Source organism: Mesorhizobium sp. M7D.F.Ca.US.005.01.1.1 (genome assembly GCF_003952545.1).
GTDB classification, from domain to species: Bacteria; Pseudomonadota; Alphaproteobacteria; order Rhizobiales; family Rhizobiaceae; genus Mesorhizobium; species Mesorhizobium loti.
The window spans coordinates 4,301,506-4,317,814 of record NZ_CP034453.1; the positions used below are offsets into that span (position 1 = coordinate 4,301,506).

The window sequence follows — 16,309 nt, forward strand, 5'->3', positions numbered from 1 at the left end:
ACATCGGTGCTGACCTGTCATGCGAAGATCGTCGCAGGTACATCCGCGATCTACCGTTTGCCGGATAGCCGACGGACGTACAGGATGGTTCTCTCAAGCTGCCGGCTGCATGGCTCCCCTCAGCGGCATGCCCCTAAATTAGTTTCTGGATGGTTCACCAACCATGCGAAATTCATATGAAGGGTAGGGGCTGCCTAACCACTTCTTTATCAATACTTCACCATAGGGACAACGGTCCGGGAACCTTTCTGATCGCTGCGGACTTCTGGGATTCACTGCGAATCCAACCAAATGAAGGGGTCTCCGCATGAAAGTCACTGCAGCAGGTATCGACCGCATCAAGATCGGCAATGCGGACGCGAGCGGCCAAGACGCACAATTCGTCGTTTGGCTTTATCTTCAGGTTGACGAAGGCGGCACACAGACCGGTCAGGAACTGGTGGTGTCTATACCATACGACGCGCATATGACGTTCGACGATCTCGCCACCCAGGCTTTCGAGAAGGCGCACGCCATGCTTCGCGCGTGCTGCGAGATAGATCAGTCCATGTGGTGGAAGCAGTTCAACCGCAGCCTTGCGCCGCTGCCCGAATGGACACCGGGTGCGCAGTAGCTGGCAGAACCTTCATTGCCGCTGCGTGGCGGCAACGTCGCTAGTCTAAAGGCTGGAATGTTGCCATTCTTCTCGTCGACCGGAACGATCAGGTTGCGCCATTGGCGGACACCCGAAGCAGAACGTTCCCTTCTCTGACATAACCGCTTTGGCGTGGGCGAGTAGCGGCCAACGGCAAGATCTTCTTCCTATGCAAATAGCTCGGACTGAACCGGCGAGGTCTAAGTTTCGCTGCTTGGGAAATGTGCCTCAGCCTCATTCGGCTCAAACAAGTTCACCCGAAAATCGCAAGCCAGTCCTGACCTTTCGAACGTCAGGACGATTCGGCCTGCCGAGTCGGAGGCGAATATGCGCTCCAGAAGCTGGGTGCCAAACCCCTTGCGCTCGATAGGGCCGACGGTTGGGCCGCCTGTCTCTCGCCATTCGAGTTCAAGTCGGCGTTGCTGTTTTTGACCAACAAGCTTCCAGGATATCGAAACCTTGCCCTTTGCATTCGACAGCGCCCCATATTTGATTGCATTTGTCGTAAGTTCATGAAGCGCGAGAGCAAATGAGAGGGCGACGTTTGGCGGAAGCCAAACCTTGCCGCCGCTGATTTGAAAGCGCTCGATCGATGCATGCGGCTTGATTGACGCTGTGATCAGATCATTGAGATCGGCACCGCTCCAGTTCTGTTGCGTAAGGATGTCGTGCGCCTTTGCCAGCGAGATGAGCCGGTTGGACAGGGTCCGTCCTGCCTCGGGCAACGTCGTAGCGTTGCGGATCGTCTGGCTTGCGATGGATCGGACCACCGCAAGCGTGTTCTTGACGCGGTGATTCAGTTCATTCACCAGCAATTTGCGGTGCTCTTCGCCGCGTTTACGGTCCGTGATGTCCAGGCTGATTTGCACAGCGCCAATAATGTTGCCGCTTGGGCTGCGGATCGGACGCGCGCTCGACAGCAGGAAGCGCTCCACGCCTGATGGAAGGGTGTAGGCGAACTCTTCGTTGTCGGTCAGCTCTCCGCGCATTGCCCGGCTTAGAGGTCGGTCTTCACGGCTTACGGTGTGGCCGTCCTTGACTGCGACGGTGTTGATCACCAGATCGGGCGCCCCAAAGGATTTACGGACGTCCGTCGGTAAACCCATGAGTTCGGCCGCGAAGCGATTGCGGATCACCTGGAGCGCTTTCGGGTCATAGGTGAACCAGACCGCCGCCGGCACCGTCTCCAGCACTGTCTCCAACTCATACCGACGCTCAGCGATGGCTCGCTCTGCGTCAACCAGCGCCTGCGCGATAGCAGCGAACTCGGCAACCGAGGTTGACATGGGTTCAACGGTGCGGCCGTGGCCCAGCGCCTCAGCGCGAGCGGCAAGGTCGGCGGTCGCTCCAGTGAAGCGCTTTCCAACGACGTACCCGAGGGCGATTGACACAAGAAGCGCCAGGAGGCCTATCCCGCAAATTGCCGCGAGCGAGCGCCACAGCGGCGCCTGCACGTCCGAAAGCGGCATGTTGGCGGTATAAAACCAATCGGAATATGACGATCGGTAGTAGCCTGCCAGTAGCGTGATGCCTTCGTAGTTGCGGGACGTGAAGCTGCCGGAGCGGCCAACGATTTTTTCCAGATATTCTGGCAATCCGGGCTTGCCGGTCATCTCCTCGTGCGACCTGGAACGTGCCACGTAATTACCGTCGCGATCTCCAATGCCCACCGTCCACCCCTCAGGCACCGCAGGCATCATCACATCGCGAATGCGCGCGGTTGGGACAGAAATCGAAAGGACCAGGTCTTCGCCCGTCGGAGCCGGCACCTTTGTGGCAACAGCGATGCGGTAGGTTTTCGAATCCTTGCTGGCGAAGACATCGCTGACGAAAACGCCAGACGCTCTGAGTTTCTCCCGATCCCCCGCCGATATCGGTTCGATCGGCGGCAGATCAGCACCGTACCCGATCTCTGTATTCAACAGTTGATTACGCTCTAAATCGCGCAGGACGATGATCCGGTCCGTCCCTTCGACCAGGCTGAGCGCCTCGCCGCGAAAGGCCTCCAGATCGCCATTGGCGAGAGCAGCCGATTTCGACAGACCGTTGAGAGTCGTTTGGAGGTTGGCTAGTTCGCCCTCGACTACGAGCGAAACCTGCCGGGCAGTCTGCAGTGCATCCTGCTCGAAGCGGGATCGCTCGTGCAGAGCATATTGGACCAGCAGATAGGCCGCGAAGAGCCAGACGGGTACCACCGCGGCAGCGATCAGACCAAGCAGGTGCGATCGTGCTGATCGACGAGGCAAATGTTGCTTCCCCTGCCGCCCCAGAAACTTCACCAACCATAATCGCAAGCCTGCGAACAGCAAGCTTTAGTTCAAGCGAACGCGATCGAGCCGGTTTGCAAGCGGCAGATGACTGCCAGTGATCCAAAGCAGAAAGGTCAGGAACGCGCTTCATGGCGATCGTTCGGGCTAGCGGCACTGTCTCCCAAAAGCATTTCGCTGGCATTCTCTTGACTATGCTGTATCGCTCGACGGACCGCCTCTGTCGCTGTGGCGCTCCCATGCAACGGCCAGGTCGAGAGAATGAACCGGACTATCAAGGACGCCACCGTCAAGCGCTTCTACTACGAGAGCCACGACCAACTGCGCACCCATCTCGCCGACTTCGTCGCCGCCTACAACTTCGCCCGCAGGCTCAAGACCCTCAAGGGCCTCACACCCTATGAGTCCATCTGCAAGGCTTGGGCCACTCAGCCCGAACGCTTCAAACTCAATCCGCTCCAGCAAATGCCGGGACCAAACATCTAGGCTCGTAATCGATTGCCACACGTTTTCAAATTCGTCCGTTAGTGCTAACGGCAGGTAAGGTAGGCAGTCGGGAGGGGTAGGCGACGCTTCCGGCGCCGTCACTGTGGACCGCTCGTCGAGACCCAAAGCGGTTGTGGCGTCACTCTATCAACCTCGGCAAGTCAGTTCGAAACGGCCGATCTGAACTTGCTCGGTGGTTGACCATAAGTCTGACGGAAGAGCCTCGAGAAATGCGAGGCGTTTTCAAAGCCGACCTCGATCGCGATCTCGATCATCGGAGCCCGGGTCTGCATCAGGAGGTATTTCGCTCGCTCCAGACGCACCCTTGTGTAGACAACCGCCGGAGAACTGTTTGTTTTCTCCATGAAGAGGCGCTCGAGTTGCCTTCGTGATAGTCCAACCAAGGCGGCCAATTTGGGAATGGAGATTCTATTCTCGACATGGTTCTCCATGATGATGAGCGCAGCCTTGAGTCTGGGATCCTGGCTCTCGATGGCAAGCGGTCTGCGCGGCTGGATGTCCGACGCCGAGCGCGCCTTCTCGATCTGCAGCACTTCGAGTGCGTTTGTCTCGGCCTCCCTGCTGATATGGCGCCTGACGATCGACGCGGCCATATCTGCCGCGCTGCTGCCGCCGGCACATGATCCCCTGGTGCGGTCAAGATTGAACAGACGGTCCGCCCTGACCGCGTGATCCGGGAAGCGCTCGCGGAAAGCCTGAAAATGGAGCCAGCTGACGCAAGTCTGATGGTACTTCATCAGGCCAGCCTCGGCCAGGATGAACGTTCCCGTGCAGACCCCAATCAAGGGGACCTTCGCAGCGGCGGCCCGCTTGAGGTAGCTGACTGTCTCGCTGTCGACCGGAAATTCACCGTTCAGCAGCCCGCCGACGACCACGATATAGTTGAACTCTCTCGGGTCCACGAAATCCGATGTCGGCGCGACCTGGACTCCGCAACTGGAGGTGATCAGGTTTCGGGTGCTCGCCAGGAGCTGCCAATCGGCCAAAACCCTGCCGGATTTGTCGGTCTCGTCGCTCGCCAATCTTAGCGTGTCGACGAACAGCGCGAACGCGGAAAGGGTGAAGGAGCGAGCGAGGACAAAGCCGATCTTCAATCGGTCGATGCCGGGTGCTTCTTCCGCCGATTTCTTCACCGCCTGCCTCCGTCCTTATCTGGCCGACAGCGCCTTACGATGTCGCAGTGCCCGCAAGCGAATATCGGAACGAATGGTCGCACCCGCGGCGATCAGCTGCATCAGTTCGCCGATGCAATCGATCGTCGTCCGCCGGCAATCCACAAACACCTTACCCTTTGCCATCGTCGCACAGCCCGGCTGTCGGTGCACCTACTGCTTCACCGAGGTGGAGGTTCCCCAGGTATCGGACAGCACATAGCCTTGGGGGTACGGATCGGTTGGATCGAGATAGTAGCTGTGCTCGCCCGTGATCCAGGCCCGGCCGGTGATCTCCGGAACGATCGCCTTGCGATCGCCGATCTGCGTCAGCTCCAGGATCCTGCCGGTGAAGCGCGAGCCGATGATCGATTCATGGATCAACACGTCGCCAACGCCCATCAGGCCGCGTGCCTGCAGCACGGCCATGCGGGCCGATGTGCCGGTTCCGGTCGGGCTGCGGTCCGAGCGGCCCGGCGAGACGATGCAGGTGTTGCGGGTGACGTTGCCAGGGCCCTGGAACGGCATGGCGAACTGCACAATCGACACGCCGCGCACATGGTCGAATTCCGGATGGACGACATCGAGCTGTTCGCGCGCGGCCCGTCGGACCTTCTCACCGGCGACCGCCAGCTCGCGAGCCTCATTGGGAGCAACCGAAAAGCCGAGCGCCTTGGCATCGACGATTGCATAGAACATGCCGCCATAGGCGATATCGACCTTGAGCGTGCCTAGCCCCTCGACCTCGATATTGGCATCCAGGCGATCGACAAAGGCGGGTGCATTGCGGAAAGTGATCGACAGGCATTTGCCGTCGCGGCATTCGGCGCGAACTTCGATGACGCCACCCGGCATGTCGAGCTTGAAGCGTGTCTCGGGCTCCTGCATCGGCACCATGCCGGTTTCGAGCAGTACGGTGGCAACGCAGATCGTGTTGGAACCGGACATCGGAGGATATTCCGTCGGCTCCATGATGATGGCACCGGCGACGCAATCCTCGCGCGTCGACGGAACCAGGAGATTGACGTGCCGAGCAACGCTGCCGCGCGGTTCGCAGATCAGCATCCGCCTTATGTGGTCGTGATCACGTTCCATCGTGATCATCTTGTCCATCATCGTGAGACCCGCCGGCGGCAGGACGCCTCCGACGATGACATCACCGACTTCACCTTCGGCATGACAGCCGACGACACGAATGGAGGCTTTCGTACGCATTGTTGTTCCTTGTCGATTGCAAGCCTACGCGGCGAAACGAGCAGCGAGTCCCGAAGTTCAAGCCACATGTCTCCCACGGTGAAACCTTCCGGGAAAGCATCATCATTGTCCAACACGATCGTGTTCAGCCACGCGCCCGACGCTATCCCTGCGTTTGGTTCCGCCTACTTGATCTGGAATCCGTGGGCCAACGGATCGCGATCGTCCACGAATATCGTGTTGTGGCCGATGATCCGTGCCCAACCGCCGACACTGGGCTTGATGCCCTTGAAGGGTCCGACATCGGCCTCGGCTTCGATGCGGCCCTCGAACACGGTGCCGATCAGGCTTTCCTGGCGGAAGGTGTCGCCGACCTTCAGTCGTCCCTTCCCATAGAGTTGCGCCAGGCGAGCCGAAGTCGTCCCGGTGCCGCCCGGCGAACGGTCGATCGCCTGGAGCGGAGCGGGGGCTTGCCCACATCGCACATATCATCGATATGAAGGTCAATGAGTTTGCCGAAGGTCTTCAGGCGCGAAATTCGCGACTCGCTGGGTGTCTTGCCGCGGTCGATCTGACGTTCATCATCTATTGCCCAAAGTCGGGCATCGTCGCGCCGCAGAAACGTCTCGCTGACATAGTGGCCTTTGCGGCGGACCTGAACGCGCCAAGAGCCCGAAGGGAGTCTTGTGAAAGTGGCCATCTTTCGTGTGTACTCAGATGTCGAAACGTGGCGAAAAGCGTCGCATGGGGGCGTAAATTCGTGTGCACTTGGTGCGAGCTAACCAGTTGAGACTATTAGAAAAATGAAGCAATATCAAGCACATAGAGTGGCCGTGGCGCCCATGATGGACTGGACGGACCGACATTGCCGGTTCTTCCATCGCCAGCTGACAAGCCGTGCGCTGCTCTACACCGAGATGGTGGTCGCCGACGCGGTCATTCATGGCGCACGCGAGCGGCTGCTCGGCTTCGACGCGGCGGAACATCCGGTCGCGCTGCAGCTCGGTGGCTCGGATCGCGAAAAACTCGCCGAGGCGGCGCGCATCGGCGAGGCTTTTGGCTACGACGAGATCAACCTCAATGTCGGCTGTCCGTCAGACCGCGTCCAGTCGGGTACGTTCGGCGCCTGCCTGATGAAGGTGCCGGACCTCGTCGCCGGCTGCGTCGCGGCGATGAAGGCGGCGGCGACAATTCCCGTCACCGTCAAATGCCGCATCGGCGTCGACGACCAGGATCCGGAGCCGGCCCTCGACGCGCTGGCGGATGGTGTTTTCGGCGCCGGCGCTGACGCGCTGTGGGTGCATGCGCGCAAGGCGTGGCTGGAAGGGCTGAGTCCCAAGGAGAACCGTGACATCCCGCCGCTGGACTATGGCCGCGTGTATCGGCTGAAGGCCAGAAAACAAAACGAATTCATCGGCATCAATGGCGGCATTCAGTCCCTTGAAGAGGCGCGGGCGCATCTCGATCATGTCGATGGCGCCATGCTTGGCCGCGCCGCCTACCACACGCCTGGCATCCTGGCCGGCGTGGATGCCGCTTTCTACGGCGCCAAGCCCGAGGCGTTCGACTTCGCCGCGCTGATCGATGCCATGGCGGACTATGCGGCACGCCATATCGAGCAGGGCGGGCGGCTTGGCCATGTCACCCGCCATATGGTCGGCCTGTTCCATGGCTTGCCCGGCGCGCGCCGCTACCGCCAGATCCTGTCCAGCGACGCCGTCCGGCCCGGAGCCGGGCCGGACGTGCTGAAGACGGCGTTCGCAGCCGTCGAGCTCAGTGGAGTGGCGGCCGAAGCGGCCTGAGTCTGGGAGCCGGAGCTCAATCCCTGAGGATCATGCGGTCGCCGCGCACGTCGAAACCCGACAGCGAGCCGATGAAGTTCATGCCGAGCAGGCTCTGGCTGAGCATGCCAGGTGCAGCGATCATCACCGGCATGTCCCTGCGCATGATGCCGCCGATCGCAATCTGATCGGTTTTCACGGCCGCGGCGCGCGCTATGCCGTTGGCGGTCGAAACCGGGATGGTGTAGTTGAGCGCCGCTGGATTGAATCCGGCGGCTTGCGCGTCTTCGGACGTCAGCACGGTGCTGGTCGCGCCGGTATCCACCACGGCTCGGACCGGATTGCCATTGACCAGGATGCGCGCTTCGAAATGGCCGTTGTCCGCCTTGTCGAGCGTCACCGTGGCGTGGCCGTCTTCGACACCCAGGGCCAGCGGGCTGCCGGGAACAAGGCCTGCGGTCACGCGGCTGGCGACATCCTGCAGTTCATAGCGATATTGGTAGCCGGCGATCAGCGCGAGCACGATCGCCACCCAGGCGCCGAGGTTGCGGGCCATAGCGCCCAATGGCCTGCCCGAGCGAAGCAGGCCAGCGCCGATGAGGGCGCCAAAGGCGCCGAGCCAGATCAGCCGGCTGAAATCATAATTCTCGACGCCAAGCGTGCTGCCGGCGGAATCGTTGAGCATGAGCAGGACTGCTCCCACCCCGATCGCGGCCATCAATATCCAGAACAGTCGGCTCATCCCCGTGGTCGCCTCACGAAAGCGCGTCGCGTTCGCGCGCCATGCGGGTGCGGCGCGTTTCCCGGCGCGGCCGGCGCTCGACCGTTTCCAGCCGGGCCGGCAACTCGGCCATGACGGTGCGGCGCGTTTCCGGCGTCATCCCGATCCAGGCGCCGATTTCCTCGCGCGTGCGGCCACACCCGAAACAGAAGCCGGTTTTCATGTCGATCGAACAGACCAGGATGCACGGGGATTCGATGGCCGTCATGACTTTCTCTTGGGCTTCCAACCGGAATCCCTTGTTCCATCTCCACATGGTGCAACGGCAATGCCAATGCAAGCCCTCGCGATTGCGCCCTTCGCAGCCACCTTTGCGGCAAATGCAGGACCATGATCCAGGAGGTTGTGTCAACCGCGCAAGGCGGCTATGCCGCTCACCAACTCCAGGGAATGATCGCCAACGTGATGACCAGCGCACTGCCTTTCGACGATTTCCGCAACCTGCTGGCCAATCTGCCGGCGGCCGACACGGCAGCCGAAACCCGCGTGCGCACGCTGTTTGCCAAGGCCGACAAATCAGGCAATTCGCTTGGCCGCATCGAGGACATCGCCGCGTGGCTCGCCGCCTGGAGCGGGCGGGCTCCGCCCGCGGTGACAAGACCACTGATGGCGGTCTTTGCCGGCAATCACGGTGTTGTCAGGCACGGCATTTCGCCACGGCCGGTGGCGGCGACCGCCAATGCGGTCGAGCTTTGCGCCGCCGGAGGTGCTGCGATCAACCAGATCTGCATTGCCAACGATCTCGGGCTGAAGGTCTTCGATCTTGCCCTGCACATCCCGACCGCCGACATCACCTGTCATGCCGCACTGGATGAGCGCGGCTGTGCCGCCACCATGGCCTTTGGCATGGAAGCGATCGCGGGCGGTACCGATCTCTTGTGCCTTGGTGATCTCGGCGTCGGCAACTCCACCGTCGCCGCAGCCTTGTTTGCGGCGCTGTTCGGGGGCAGGGGCGCCGACTGGGTCGGCCCGGGGTCGGGCGCCGATGCGGCAATGCAGGCACGCAAGGCTGAAGTGGTCGATGCGGCGCTGACTTTTCACGGCGGCCATCTCGGCGACCCCCTCGAGGCGCTGCGCCGGGTCGGCGGCCGTGAGTTCGCAGCGATTGCCGGCGCCATCCTTGCCGCCCGGATGCAGAAGATTCCGGTGCTGCTCGACGGGCTTGCCGCAACGGCCGCCGCAGCGCTGCTGCATGCCGCCAACCCCGTCGCGCTCGATCATTGCCTGCTGGCCAGCCTGTCGCCGGAGCCCGCGCATGCCCGGGCTGCTCAACGCCTCGGCCTGCGCCCGCTGCTTGATTTTGGCATCAGCCATGGCGAGGGGGCAGGGGCCGCCCTTGCCGCCGGTCTGGTCAAGGCAGCTGCGCTGACCAGCTCAGGCATGGCAGCTGCGGTACGCGGCTAGGATCTTGGCGTATCAGCGCCGCAGATTGGGAATGCGGTAGACGACAGAGGCATATTTCGGGTTGGAGCGGCTGCCGATTACTACGCCCCAAAGGCGTTCCGCTATTCTTCTGCTGGCCACGTTCCTTTCGGCAACCGGATATTCGAAGCAGTCCGGTTCGAGTGTCTCGGAGGCCCAGTCAGCAACAGCAGCAATTGCCTCTCTGCCAAGGCCGTTTCCTTGAGCGTCTTCTCTGATCCAGATCCCGAGCTCGGGACACGCGGTCTTCGCCGCATGAAGGCCGACAAGCCCCAGACAGCGATCGTCCGCCAATGCACGCACAACAAAGTGCAAATCCGATCCGTCGTGGATTGGCGCCAGCCAGGATCGCCATACCTTGGCAAAGGCCGCCAGCGATTGAGGTGGTTTCCACTGCATGAAACGGGTGATGGCGGGAGAGATGGCGGCAAAGAGGTCTTCGGCATCGTCGGCTGTAAACAGCTTCAGGCGAAGGCGCTCTGACTTGATCTCGATGCCACCGGCATCCCAATCGTCAGCCGTCATTGCGGTGTGCGATCCTTCTTTCTTTCTGGCCCGGGTCGACGCGAACCACAGGGGCGCCTATCGCCGTCTCGCCGCCACCGCGGCGGTCGGCAGCGCGGGCAGTTCCTCCATCACCCGGCTCAGCGGGAAGATGGCAATCGCCTCTGTCCCTTCGCGCAGCTTGGAATGAAGTTCGAACTCGCCGCCATGCATGGCAAGCAGGCCCTGCACGATCGGCAGGCCAAGCCCGGTGCCTTGCTCGGCGCTCTTGATGGCGATCGACCCCTGGCCGAAGGCTGAGAGCACCACCGGGATCTCGTCTTCCGGTATGCCCGGGCCATTGTCCTTGACCGACATGTATTGCCCGCCGCCCGCCGTCCAGCCGACGCGGACGCGGATTTCGCCGCCGGTGGCGGTGAATTTTATCGCATTCGACAGAAGGTTGAGCGTGATCTGCCGCACCGCCCGCTCGTCGGCGAACAGGCGTGGCAACTGATGCTCGAAATCCTGGACGACGCGGATATCCTTGTTGCGCGCCCTCAGTTCCATCATGTGACAGCAATCCTCGACGATGTTCAGCAGCATCACCGGCTCTTCATTGAGCTGGTACCGACCGGCCTCGATGCGCGACAGGTCGAGAATCTCATTGATCAGGTCGAGCAGATGCTGGCCGGATTCGTGCACATCGTGGGCGTAGTCGCGATAGGTGGGATTGCTCATCGGTCCCAGCACCTCGTTCGACATCACCTCGGAAAAGCCGAGAATGGCATTGAGCGGCGTGCGCAGCTCGTGGCTCATCGAAGCGAGGAACCGCGATTTCGCCAGATTGGCATCTTCCGCCCGCCGCCGCGCCTCGTCCGACATCGATTTCGCCGTCTCCAGTTCGGCGATCAGCGCATCCTTTTCGGAGCGGAACGACAACACCATCAGGGACGAGCGGTTGAGGTGACGGGCCACATAGGCAAAGAAGGGCAGCGACACGACCAGCAGTCCGGCCATGATCGCCTCAACCGGCATCCATAGCTTGAAGCCGGCATAGGCGTAGAGCGCCACGGGAACGGCAAACGTCGCCAATAGCGCCCCACCCAGGGATGAGGTCATCACCGCGGTCGTCGCCATGGCGAACAGCAACACCACGGCTTTGACCAACTGGAACTGGTCGACCTGGCAGGCGTCGCAGCCAAGCCAGACGAACCAGCCCCAGCCGAGACCGCAAAGGAAATGGCAGATCAGGAATTCCCGTCGTGTTTGCAAAGGGTTGAGGTCGGAAGCTTCCGTACGTTCAATGCGCCGCGCCATGAAGGCGACGATGGTGTAGCAGGTCAGTGTGAACAGCGCCCAGAGCCCGATTTCGTTACCGACGCCGGCCAGCCGGCCGGCAGCCGCGATCGCCAGGATGAGAAGCGGGATGGCGATGGCGCCGCTTGTCATTGCGCGGGCGTGGAGCTTCAGCAGTTCGCGATCGAAATCGGGATTGCCGGCCTGCTGCGAAAGACGGTCACGCGTCTTGCGCACCGCGCGCGCCACATCGCTGTTGCGATGAGGTTTCCTGCGGTCCACAATGAACTTGTCCGCTGTGTTCGAGCGTTGCAAGGGCATCAAAACTTCAATTTATGCGAGCAGCGGTTTCCAAGTGTTAAGCTACGTTCGAATGATTAACCAACCGTTTGCCATATGAGCCGATCCTGGTCGCCGAGGCCGCGCCGGCGATACGTTGCGCCACCCAGAAGCCTGTGGCGCCGGCTGGTGGATTACGGGCTTACATCAATCATTCTCGGGCTGCTGATCCTGCTGGCGGCCCGCCTCGACCGGTTTGAAACCCGCAAGACGCAAGGCGTGGCAATCATCAACGACGGCGATTCGATCACGCTTGGCACTGAGCGTATCCGTATGCGAGGCATCGATGCTCCGGAATATACGCAGACCTGCCGCAGGAATGGCGCCGACTATCCCTGCGGCACGCTTGCGCGTCAGTCGCTAGTTCGCCTGATCGCCGGTAAGCCCGTCTCCTGTGCCGGCTGGCAGCGTGATCGTTATGGCCGGCTGCTCGGCGACTGCACCGCCGGCGGCAAGGATCTCAACCGCGCGCAGGTTGAGGCGGGCTGGGCGGTTGCCTATGGCGACTTCGAGAGCGAGGAAGCCATCGCCCGCGCAGGAAAGGCCGGCATCTGGGCGGGAACGTTCGACCAGCCGCAAGACTGGCGCGACACCCATCACGGCGAAGTCGTCGAGAGAAAGCACGGCACACTGGCGTCGATCGGCGACGCCGTGCGCGAGATTTTCCGCTTCTGGTGATGCGCATCTTGGCACTTGATCGAGAACGAATGGGAGGATGGATATGAAGCTCTTCGACGGCGGCCGGGCGCCCAATCCGCGGCGGGTCCGCGTTTTCCTCGCCGAGAAAGGCATCACGGTTCCGCAGGTGGCCATCGACATGGGGGCGCTGGAGCACAGACAACAGGCGATCAGCTCGCGCAACCCCTTGCAGCGTCTGCCGGTACTGGAACTCGACGACGGCACCGTCATCACCGAATCCGTCGCCATCTGCCGTTATTTCGAGGAGCTGCATCCGGAGCCCGCTTTGTTCGGGCGTGGCGCAGTCGGCAAGGCGCAGGTCGAGATGTGGCAGAGACGGATGGAATTCAATTTGCTCAGTTGCGTCGCGCAGGCTTTCCGCCACATCCATCCGGCCATGAAGGAGTGGGAAATCCCGCAGATTCCCGAATGGGGTGAGGCCAACAAGCCGAAGGCCGTGCAGTTCCTCAGGCTGCTGGACGTCGAACTGGGAAGCCGGGAATTCATCGCCGGCGACAGCTATTCGATCGCCGATATCACCGGCCTGATCGCCGTCGACTTCATGAAGCCGGCACGCATCAAGGTGCCGGATGAATGCGCGAATGTGTTGCGCTGGCATCAGGCCGTCTCCAGCCGACCAAGCGCATCAGCCTGAGAATGACTGTCGAACTCGAAAGCTTCACCGCGACGGTCCGCGCTTGCCGCATCTGCGTGGAAAACCCGGTCGGCAAGCCGTTGCCGCACGAACCACGCCCGGTGTTGCGACCCTCGTCCAGCGCCCGCATCCTGATCGCCAGCCAGGCGCCGGGGACCAAGGTGCATCTATCGGGCATGCCGTTCACCGATGCCTCCGGCGACCGCTTGCGCAGTTGGCTTGATGTGACGAGCGACGAATTCTACGACATCGAAAAATTCGCCATCGTGCCGATGGGCTTCTGCTTTCCCGGCCAGGACGCCAAGGGCGGAGACCTGCCGCCGAGGCGCGAATGTGCACCGGCCTGGCGCGCGCCTTTGATGGCCTTGATGCCACGGATCGACCTGGTGCTGACGATCGGCATCTACGCGCAGTCCTGGCACATGGGTGTGGCGCGCCGGCCCTCGCTGACGGAAACGGTGATGGACTGGCGCGCCATCTGGGAGAATTCCGTCGGCCTGAAAGTGCTGCCGTTGCCGCATCCGTCGTGGCGCAACACCGGCTGGCTGAAGAAGAATCCATGGTTTGAAATGGATTTGCTGCCTTTTCTGCGTTCGGAAATCCGCTATCGCCTTAGCTGACCTTTCAGCAAGAAATCACTCGCTTTTCCATCAATCGGCAGAATTTATTTCTTGTGAAAGGCCGGAGTAAGGGGGAATATAGCCAATCTATTCCCCCAGGGAGCAAAAAATGGACCGCCTTGATAGAAAAATCCTCCGCCTTTTGCAGGAGGATGCGACACTCGCGGTCGCCGACGTCGCCAAGAAAGTCGGCCTGTCGACGACGCCTTGCTGGCGGCGCATCCAGAAGCTCGAGGAAGAGGGCGTCATCAAGCGGCGCGTTGCCATTCTCGACCATGAAAAGGTCAATGTGCGCGTCACCGTCTTCGTGTCGATCCGCACCAATTCGCACAGCCATGAATGGCTGCGGCGTTTCTCGGAAGTCATCCAGGAGTTTCCCGAGGTGGTCGAGTTCTACCGCATGAGCGGCGACGTCGACTATCTTCTGCGCGTCGTAGTGCCCGACATCGCCGCCTATGACGCCTTCTACAAGCGACTGATCGCCAAGATCGAAATCCGTGATGTGTCGTCGTCCTTCGCCATGGAGCAGATCAAGTACACGACCGAAATCCCGCTCGATTACATGGTACTGGACAAGGAATCGGGTGCCAACGCTGCTTGAACTTGGCCTTGCGTAAGGTCGTCCCGCCTAGTTCTTCTTTTTGTTGAGGAAACTCCAGGGCGAGTTCACCGGCAAGGTGATGGTGTCCGGCACGTTGTGGACGGCGGCCACCTCTGCCTTGCGCATCGTGTAGCCGGATTGGATGACGCTGACGCCATCGAGGATGAACAGCTGGCTCTTCTCCATGTCCGGCTTCAGCGCTCCGGTGACGGCGACCGGCTGATAGGCTTCCGACATCTTGTAGGGGTGAGCCGGCGTGACCAGGACGATCTGGTTGGGCGGCGGCGTCGGCATGTGGCTGCAGGCACCTGTCCACGGCACCAGCAGAAACTGATAGACAAGGTCGCCGTCGCGATCGACAGGCAATGCATAGCCGGCTAGCTGAATGCTTTTGTCCTGCAGATTGACGGACAGCGTCTCGCCATGGTCGGGCAATTTTGCCGCGATCATCGGCAGGCCGACGTTTTCGGCAGCGGATTGCGTGGCCGGGCGCAGATCCTTCCAGAATATGTGCGCGGTCTCAGCCGAGGCATCGACGGCAGCGGAGACACACAACGCAGCTACGAGCACTATGGTTGATCTGACATGGTTGCTCATGGGCCGCGTCCTTTGAATCTGAAGTAAAGACGCCGCCACCAATGACGTCAACGCTCGAGCCGCATCACATGTCGGCGAGAACCGGCCATACCGGTCTCGCGGAAGCCACGGGCGGCAAACATGTCGCGAAAGCCCATGAAACTGTAACTCGGCGACGCCTGATCGACCGGGTACGCCTCGATCGTGCCGGCGCCCTTGGCGAAGGCGTGATCTATCGCCGCGTCGAGCAGCGCCGACGCCAGCCCGCCGCCGCGCAAAGCCCTTGGCACATAGAAGCAGACGATCGACCACACGCCGGTCTCGCTGTCGTCCTGCTGCCGGGAGAGCCGGCGATAGGTCTGGCGCGGCGCAACCGAGCACCAGCCGACGGTTTTGCCTTCAATGTGGGCGACGATGCCAACGGGTGTATCGGCCTCGATGAGCGAAATGATCGCCCGTTTCTTCTCGTCGTTCGAGACATGCTCGCGGCTGGGAAGGTTGCGCCAGGCCATGCACCAGCAATATTTCGGCCCGCCCGGCTGCTCGAACAGGTTTTCGAAATCGGCGCGTGTCGATCGCGTCACCTCCGAGAAGCTGATTTCCGCCCCGTCAGCCTTTCCTGGCGGCGATACGCTCGAGCGTCTTGGCATTGGTCAGCTCCCTCACTGCGTCCTTGCCGATCCAGCGCGCCGTCTTGTCGGTCGACTGCGCCAGCCGTTCGGCGACAGCAAGGGCAGCGCTATGCATCTCCATCGAGCGTTTGCCGATCGAACGAAGCGCCCAGTTTACGGCCTTCTTTACGAAATTGCGGCTGTCGGCGGCATGCGCTTCGATGATCGGCAGGAAGCCGAGGAAAGTCGCTACCGGCTCTTGTTTCCGGTGAACGACAGACCAGGCCATCATGGCAAAGGCCGTGCGCCGAACGAATTCCCGCTCATCGGCCGCGAACTCTTCGATCAGTTCCTTCCAGGCGTCCGTATCGACGAAGAGATCGGAGACGCCGTCGACGATATCCCAGGAATCGAAGGACGTCGCCCATTGCCTTGCATCAGCTGCGGAAAAACGCTTCGGGTCAGCCGTGACGGAAGCGATGAACTGCGCCTCCATGATGCCGGTGTCCCATAGCTCGAAGGCGCGCTCGTGGTTGCGTTTGATCGTCCGCGCAATCTGCCGCTGCACGCCGTGCGAGATGCCGAGGGCGCGCTCGATCTTGATGCCGTAGCGCACCATGCCAAGGCGGTTCTCCTCCGAGCCGATGGTGCGCAGGTGGGCGACAATTTCTCCGGCACTGGATTGAGGCGAGAGCGCTGCCACCGCAGAA

Annotated in this window: 17 protein-coding genes and 2 pseudogenes; 8 read left to right on the top strand and 11 right to left on the bottom strand. The window is 61.4% G+C overall.

What is annotated here, in order from left to right; all coding sequences use genetic code 11:
* Positions 1–307: 307 nt before the first annotated feature.
* Entirely contained in the window at positions 308–613 is a 306-nt protein-coding gene (locus EJ076_RS20570) for a hypothetical protein (protein ID WP_109671214.1), read from the top strand.
* Positions 614–834: 221 nt separating this feature from the next.
* Here EJ076_RS20570 and EJ076_RS20575 read toward each other — a convergent pair whose 3' ends face one another.
* Positions 835–2,913, bottom strand: coding sequence for an HWE histidine kinase domain-containing protein (locus EJ076_RS20575; RefSeq protein WP_245463101.1), 2,079 nt, complete (start codon positions 2,911–2,913; stop codon positions 835–837).
* Positions 2,914–3,144: 231 nt separating this feature from the next.
* On the opposite strand from EJ076_RS20575, the pseudogene EJ076_RS20580 reads away from it, so the two are divergent.
* A pseudogene (locus tag EJ076_RS20580) lies at positions 3,145–3,387 on the top strand (integrase core domain-containing protein); the annotation flags it as partial.
* A gap of 161 nt (positions 3,388–3,548) precedes the next feature.
* On the opposite strand, the gene EJ076_RS20585 reads toward EJ076_RS20580, so the two are convergent.
* From EJ076_RS20585 to EJ076_RS20595, 3 genes and pseudogenes are all read right to left on the bottom strand, one after another.
* Positions 3,549–4,541: a GlxA family transcriptional regulator gene (locus EJ076_RS20585; RefSeq protein ID WP_126069094.1), complete on the bottom strand. Its 993-nt coding sequence runs from the start codon at positions 4,539–4,541 to the stop codon at positions 3,549–3,551.
* A gap of 192 nt (positions 4,542–4,733) precedes the next feature.
* The gene (locus tag EJ076_RS20590; protein ID WP_126069095.1) at positions 4,734–5,774 is read right to left on the bottom strand and encodes a proline racemase family protein; all 1,041 of its coding nucleotides are present in this window, start codon (positions 5,772–5,774) and stop codon (positions 4,734–4,736) included.
* Between the two features lie 164 nt (positions 5,775–5,938).
* Positions 5,939–6,208, bottom strand: a pseudogene (locus tag EJ076_RS20595) (proline racemase family protein); the annotation flags it as partial.
* A 348-nt stretch (positions 6,209–6,556) separates the two neighbouring features.
* On the opposite strand from EJ076_RS20595, the gene dusA reads away from it, so the two are divergent.
* Positions 6,557–7,555 carry a tRNA dihydrouridine(20/20a) synthase DusA gene (dusA, locus tag EJ076_RS20605; protein ID WP_126069096.1) on the top strand — a complete coding sequence of 333 codons (999 nt, stop codon included), beginning with the start codon at positions 6,557–6,559 and terminating at the stop codon, positions 7,553–7,555.
* 16 nt (positions 7,556–7,571) lie between these two features.
* Here dusA and EJ076_RS20610 read toward each other — a convergent pair whose 3' ends face one another.
* Both EJ076_RS20610 and EJ076_RS20615 read right to left on the bottom strand, forming a co-directional pair.
* Positions 7,572–8,276, bottom strand: a complete 705-nt coding sequence (locus tag EJ076_RS20610) for a TIGR02281 family clan AA aspartic protease (RefSeq protein ID WP_109671220.1) — start codon at positions 8,274–8,276, stop codon at positions 7,572–7,574.
* A 13-nt stretch (positions 8,277–8,289) separates the two neighbouring features.
* On the bottom strand, positions 8,290–8,523 hold the full coding sequence (locus EJ076_RS20615) for a DUF1289 domain-containing protein (RefSeq protein ID WP_109671221.1): 234 nt from the start codon (positions 8,521–8,523) through the stop codon (positions 8,290–8,292).
* Positions 8,524–8,720: 197 nt separating this feature from the next.
* Between EJ076_RS20615 and EJ076_RS20620 the strand changes: the two genes are divergently transcribed.
* Complete coding sequence (locus EJ076_RS20620; RefSeq protein WP_126071104.1) at positions 8,721–9,719, top strand: nicotinate-nucleotide--dimethylbenzimidazole phosphoribosyltransferase; 999 nt, start codon at positions 8,721–8,723, stop codon at positions 9,717–9,719.
* A 12-nt stretch (positions 9,720–9,731) separates the two neighbouring features.
* Here EJ076_RS20620 and EJ076_RS20625 read toward each other — a convergent pair whose 3' ends face one another.
* Both EJ076_RS20625 and EJ076_RS20630 read right to left on the bottom strand, forming a co-directional pair.
* The gene (locus tag EJ076_RS20625; protein WP_126069098.1) at positions 9,732–10,262 is read right to left on the bottom strand and encodes a GNAT family N-acetyltransferase; all 531 of its coding nucleotides are present in this window, start codon (positions 10,260–10,262) and stop codon (positions 9,732–9,734) included.
* 57 nt (positions 10,263–10,319) lie between these two features.
* Positions 10,320–11,840 (bottom strand): HAMP domain-containing sensor histidine kinase, encoded by a 1,521-nt coding sequence (locus EJ076_RS20630; RefSeq protein ID WP_126069099.1) that lies wholly within the window; start codon positions 11,838–11,840, stop codon positions 10,320–10,322.
* 75 nt (positions 11,841–11,915) lie between these two features.
* On the opposite strand from EJ076_RS20630, the gene EJ076_RS20635 reads away from it, so the two are divergent.
* The 4 genes from EJ076_RS20635 to EJ076_RS20650 all read left to right on the top strand — a co-directional run bounded on the left by EJ076_RS20635 (position 11,916) and on the right by EJ076_RS20650 (position 14,412).
* Positions 11,916–12,536, top strand: coding sequence for a thermonuclease family protein (locus EJ076_RS20635; protein WP_126069100.1), 621 nt, complete (start codon positions 11,916–11,918; stop codon positions 12,534–12,536).
* Between the two features lie 43 nt (positions 12,537–12,579).
* On the top strand, positions 12,580–13,191 hold the full coding sequence (locus EJ076_RS20640; protein WP_126069101.1) for a glutathione S-transferase: 612 nt from the start codon (positions 12,580–12,582) through the stop codon (positions 13,189–13,191).
* Positions 13,131–13,811 carry a uracil-DNA glycosylase family protein gene (locus EJ076_RS20645; protein ID WP_126069102.1) on the top strand — a complete coding sequence of 227 codons (681 nt, stop codon included), beginning with the start codon at positions 13,131–13,133 and terminating at the stop codon, positions 13,809–13,811. The genes EJ076_RS20640 and EJ076_RS20645 overlap by 61 nt, the downstream gene beginning before the upstream one ends.
* A 109-nt stretch (positions 13,812–13,920) precedes the next feature.
* Positions 13,921–14,412, top strand: coding sequence for an Lrp/AsnC family transcriptional regulator (locus EJ076_RS20650; protein ID WP_006205209.1), 492 nt, complete (start codon positions 13,921–13,923; stop codon positions 14,410–14,412).
* 27 nt (positions 14,413–14,439) lie between these two features.
* Here EJ076_RS20650 and EJ076_RS20655 read toward each other — a convergent pair whose 3' ends face one another.
* The 3 genes from EJ076_RS20655 to EJ076_RS20665 are packed head-to-tail and all read right to left on the bottom strand — an operon-like array spanning position 14,440 to position 16,302.
* Positions 14,440–15,009, bottom strand: a complete 570-nt coding sequence (locus EJ076_RS20655; RefSeq protein ID WP_126069103.1) for a DUF3299 domain-containing protein — start codon at positions 15,007–15,009, stop codon at positions 14,440–14,442.
* Positions 15,010–15,056: 47 nt separating this feature from the next.
* Positions 15,057–15,638, bottom strand: a complete 582-nt coding sequence (locus EJ076_RS20660) for a GNAT family N-acetyltransferase (protein WP_126069104.1) — start codon at positions 15,636–15,638, stop codon at positions 15,057–15,059.
* Positions 15,598–16,302, bottom strand: a complete 705-nt coding sequence (locus tag EJ076_RS20665; RefSeq protein WP_126069105.1) for a DNA alkylation repair protein — start codon at positions 16,300–16,302, stop codon at positions 15,598–15,600. Before EJ076_RS20665 ends, EJ076_RS20660 begins: the two co-directional genes overlap by 41 nt.
* Positions 16,303–16,309 lie beyond the last annotated feature (7 nt).

Coding starts and splice junctions, on each gene's coding strand:
- EJ076_RS20570 (WP_109671214.1), top strand. CDS start 308: ATGAAAGTCACTGCAGCAGGTATCGACCGCATCAAGATCGGCAATGCG.
- EJ076_RS20590 (WP_126069095.1), bottom strand. CDS start 5,774: ATGCGTACGAAAGCCTCCATTCGTGTCGTCGGCTGTCATGCCGAAGGT.
- dusA (WP_126069096.1), top strand. CDS start 6,557: ATGAAGCAATATCAAGCACATAGAGTGGCCGTGGCGCCCATGATGGAC.
- EJ076_RS20610 (WP_109671220.1), bottom strand. CDS start 8,276: ATGAGCCGACTGTTCTGGATATTGATGGCCGCGATCGGGGTGGGAGCA.
- EJ076_RS20615 (WP_109671221.1), bottom strand. CDS start 8,523: ATGACGGCCATCGAATCCCCGTGCATCCTGGTCTGTTCGATCGACATG.
- EJ076_RS20620 (WP_126071104.1), top strand. CDS start 8,721: ATGACCAGCGCACTGCCTTTCGACGATTTCCGCAACCTGCTGGCCAAT.
- EJ076_RS20625 (WP_126069098.1), bottom strand. CDS start 10,262: ATGACGGCTGACGATTGGGATGCCGGTGGCATCGAGATCAAGTCAGAG.
- EJ076_RS20630 (WP_126069099.1), bottom strand. CDS start 11,840: ATGCCCTTGCAACGCTCGAACACAGCGGACAAGTTCATTGTGGACCGC.
- EJ076_RS20635 (WP_126069100.1), top strand. CDS start 11,916: ATGAGCCGATCCTGGTCGCCGAGGCCGCGCCGGCGATACGTTGCGCCA.
- EJ076_RS20640 (WP_126069101.1), top strand. CDS start 12,580: ATGAAGCTCTTCGACGGCGGCCGGGCGCCCAATCCGCGGCGGGTCCGC.
- EJ076_RS20645 (WP_126069102.1), top strand. CDS start 13,131: ATGCGCGAATGTGTTGCGCTGGCATCAGGCCGTCTCCAGCCGACCAAG.
- EJ076_RS20650 (WP_006205209.1), top strand. CDS start 13,921: ATGGACCGCCTTGATAGAAAAATCCTCCGCCTTTTGCAGGAGGATGCG.
- EJ076_RS20655 (WP_126069103.1), bottom strand. CDS start 15,009: ATGAGCAACCATGTCAGATCAACCATAGTGCTCGTAGCTGCGTTGTGT.
- EJ076_RS20660 (WP_126069104.1), bottom strand. CDS start 15,638: ATGCCAAGACGCTCGAGCGTATCGCCGCCAGGAAAGGCTGACGGGGCG.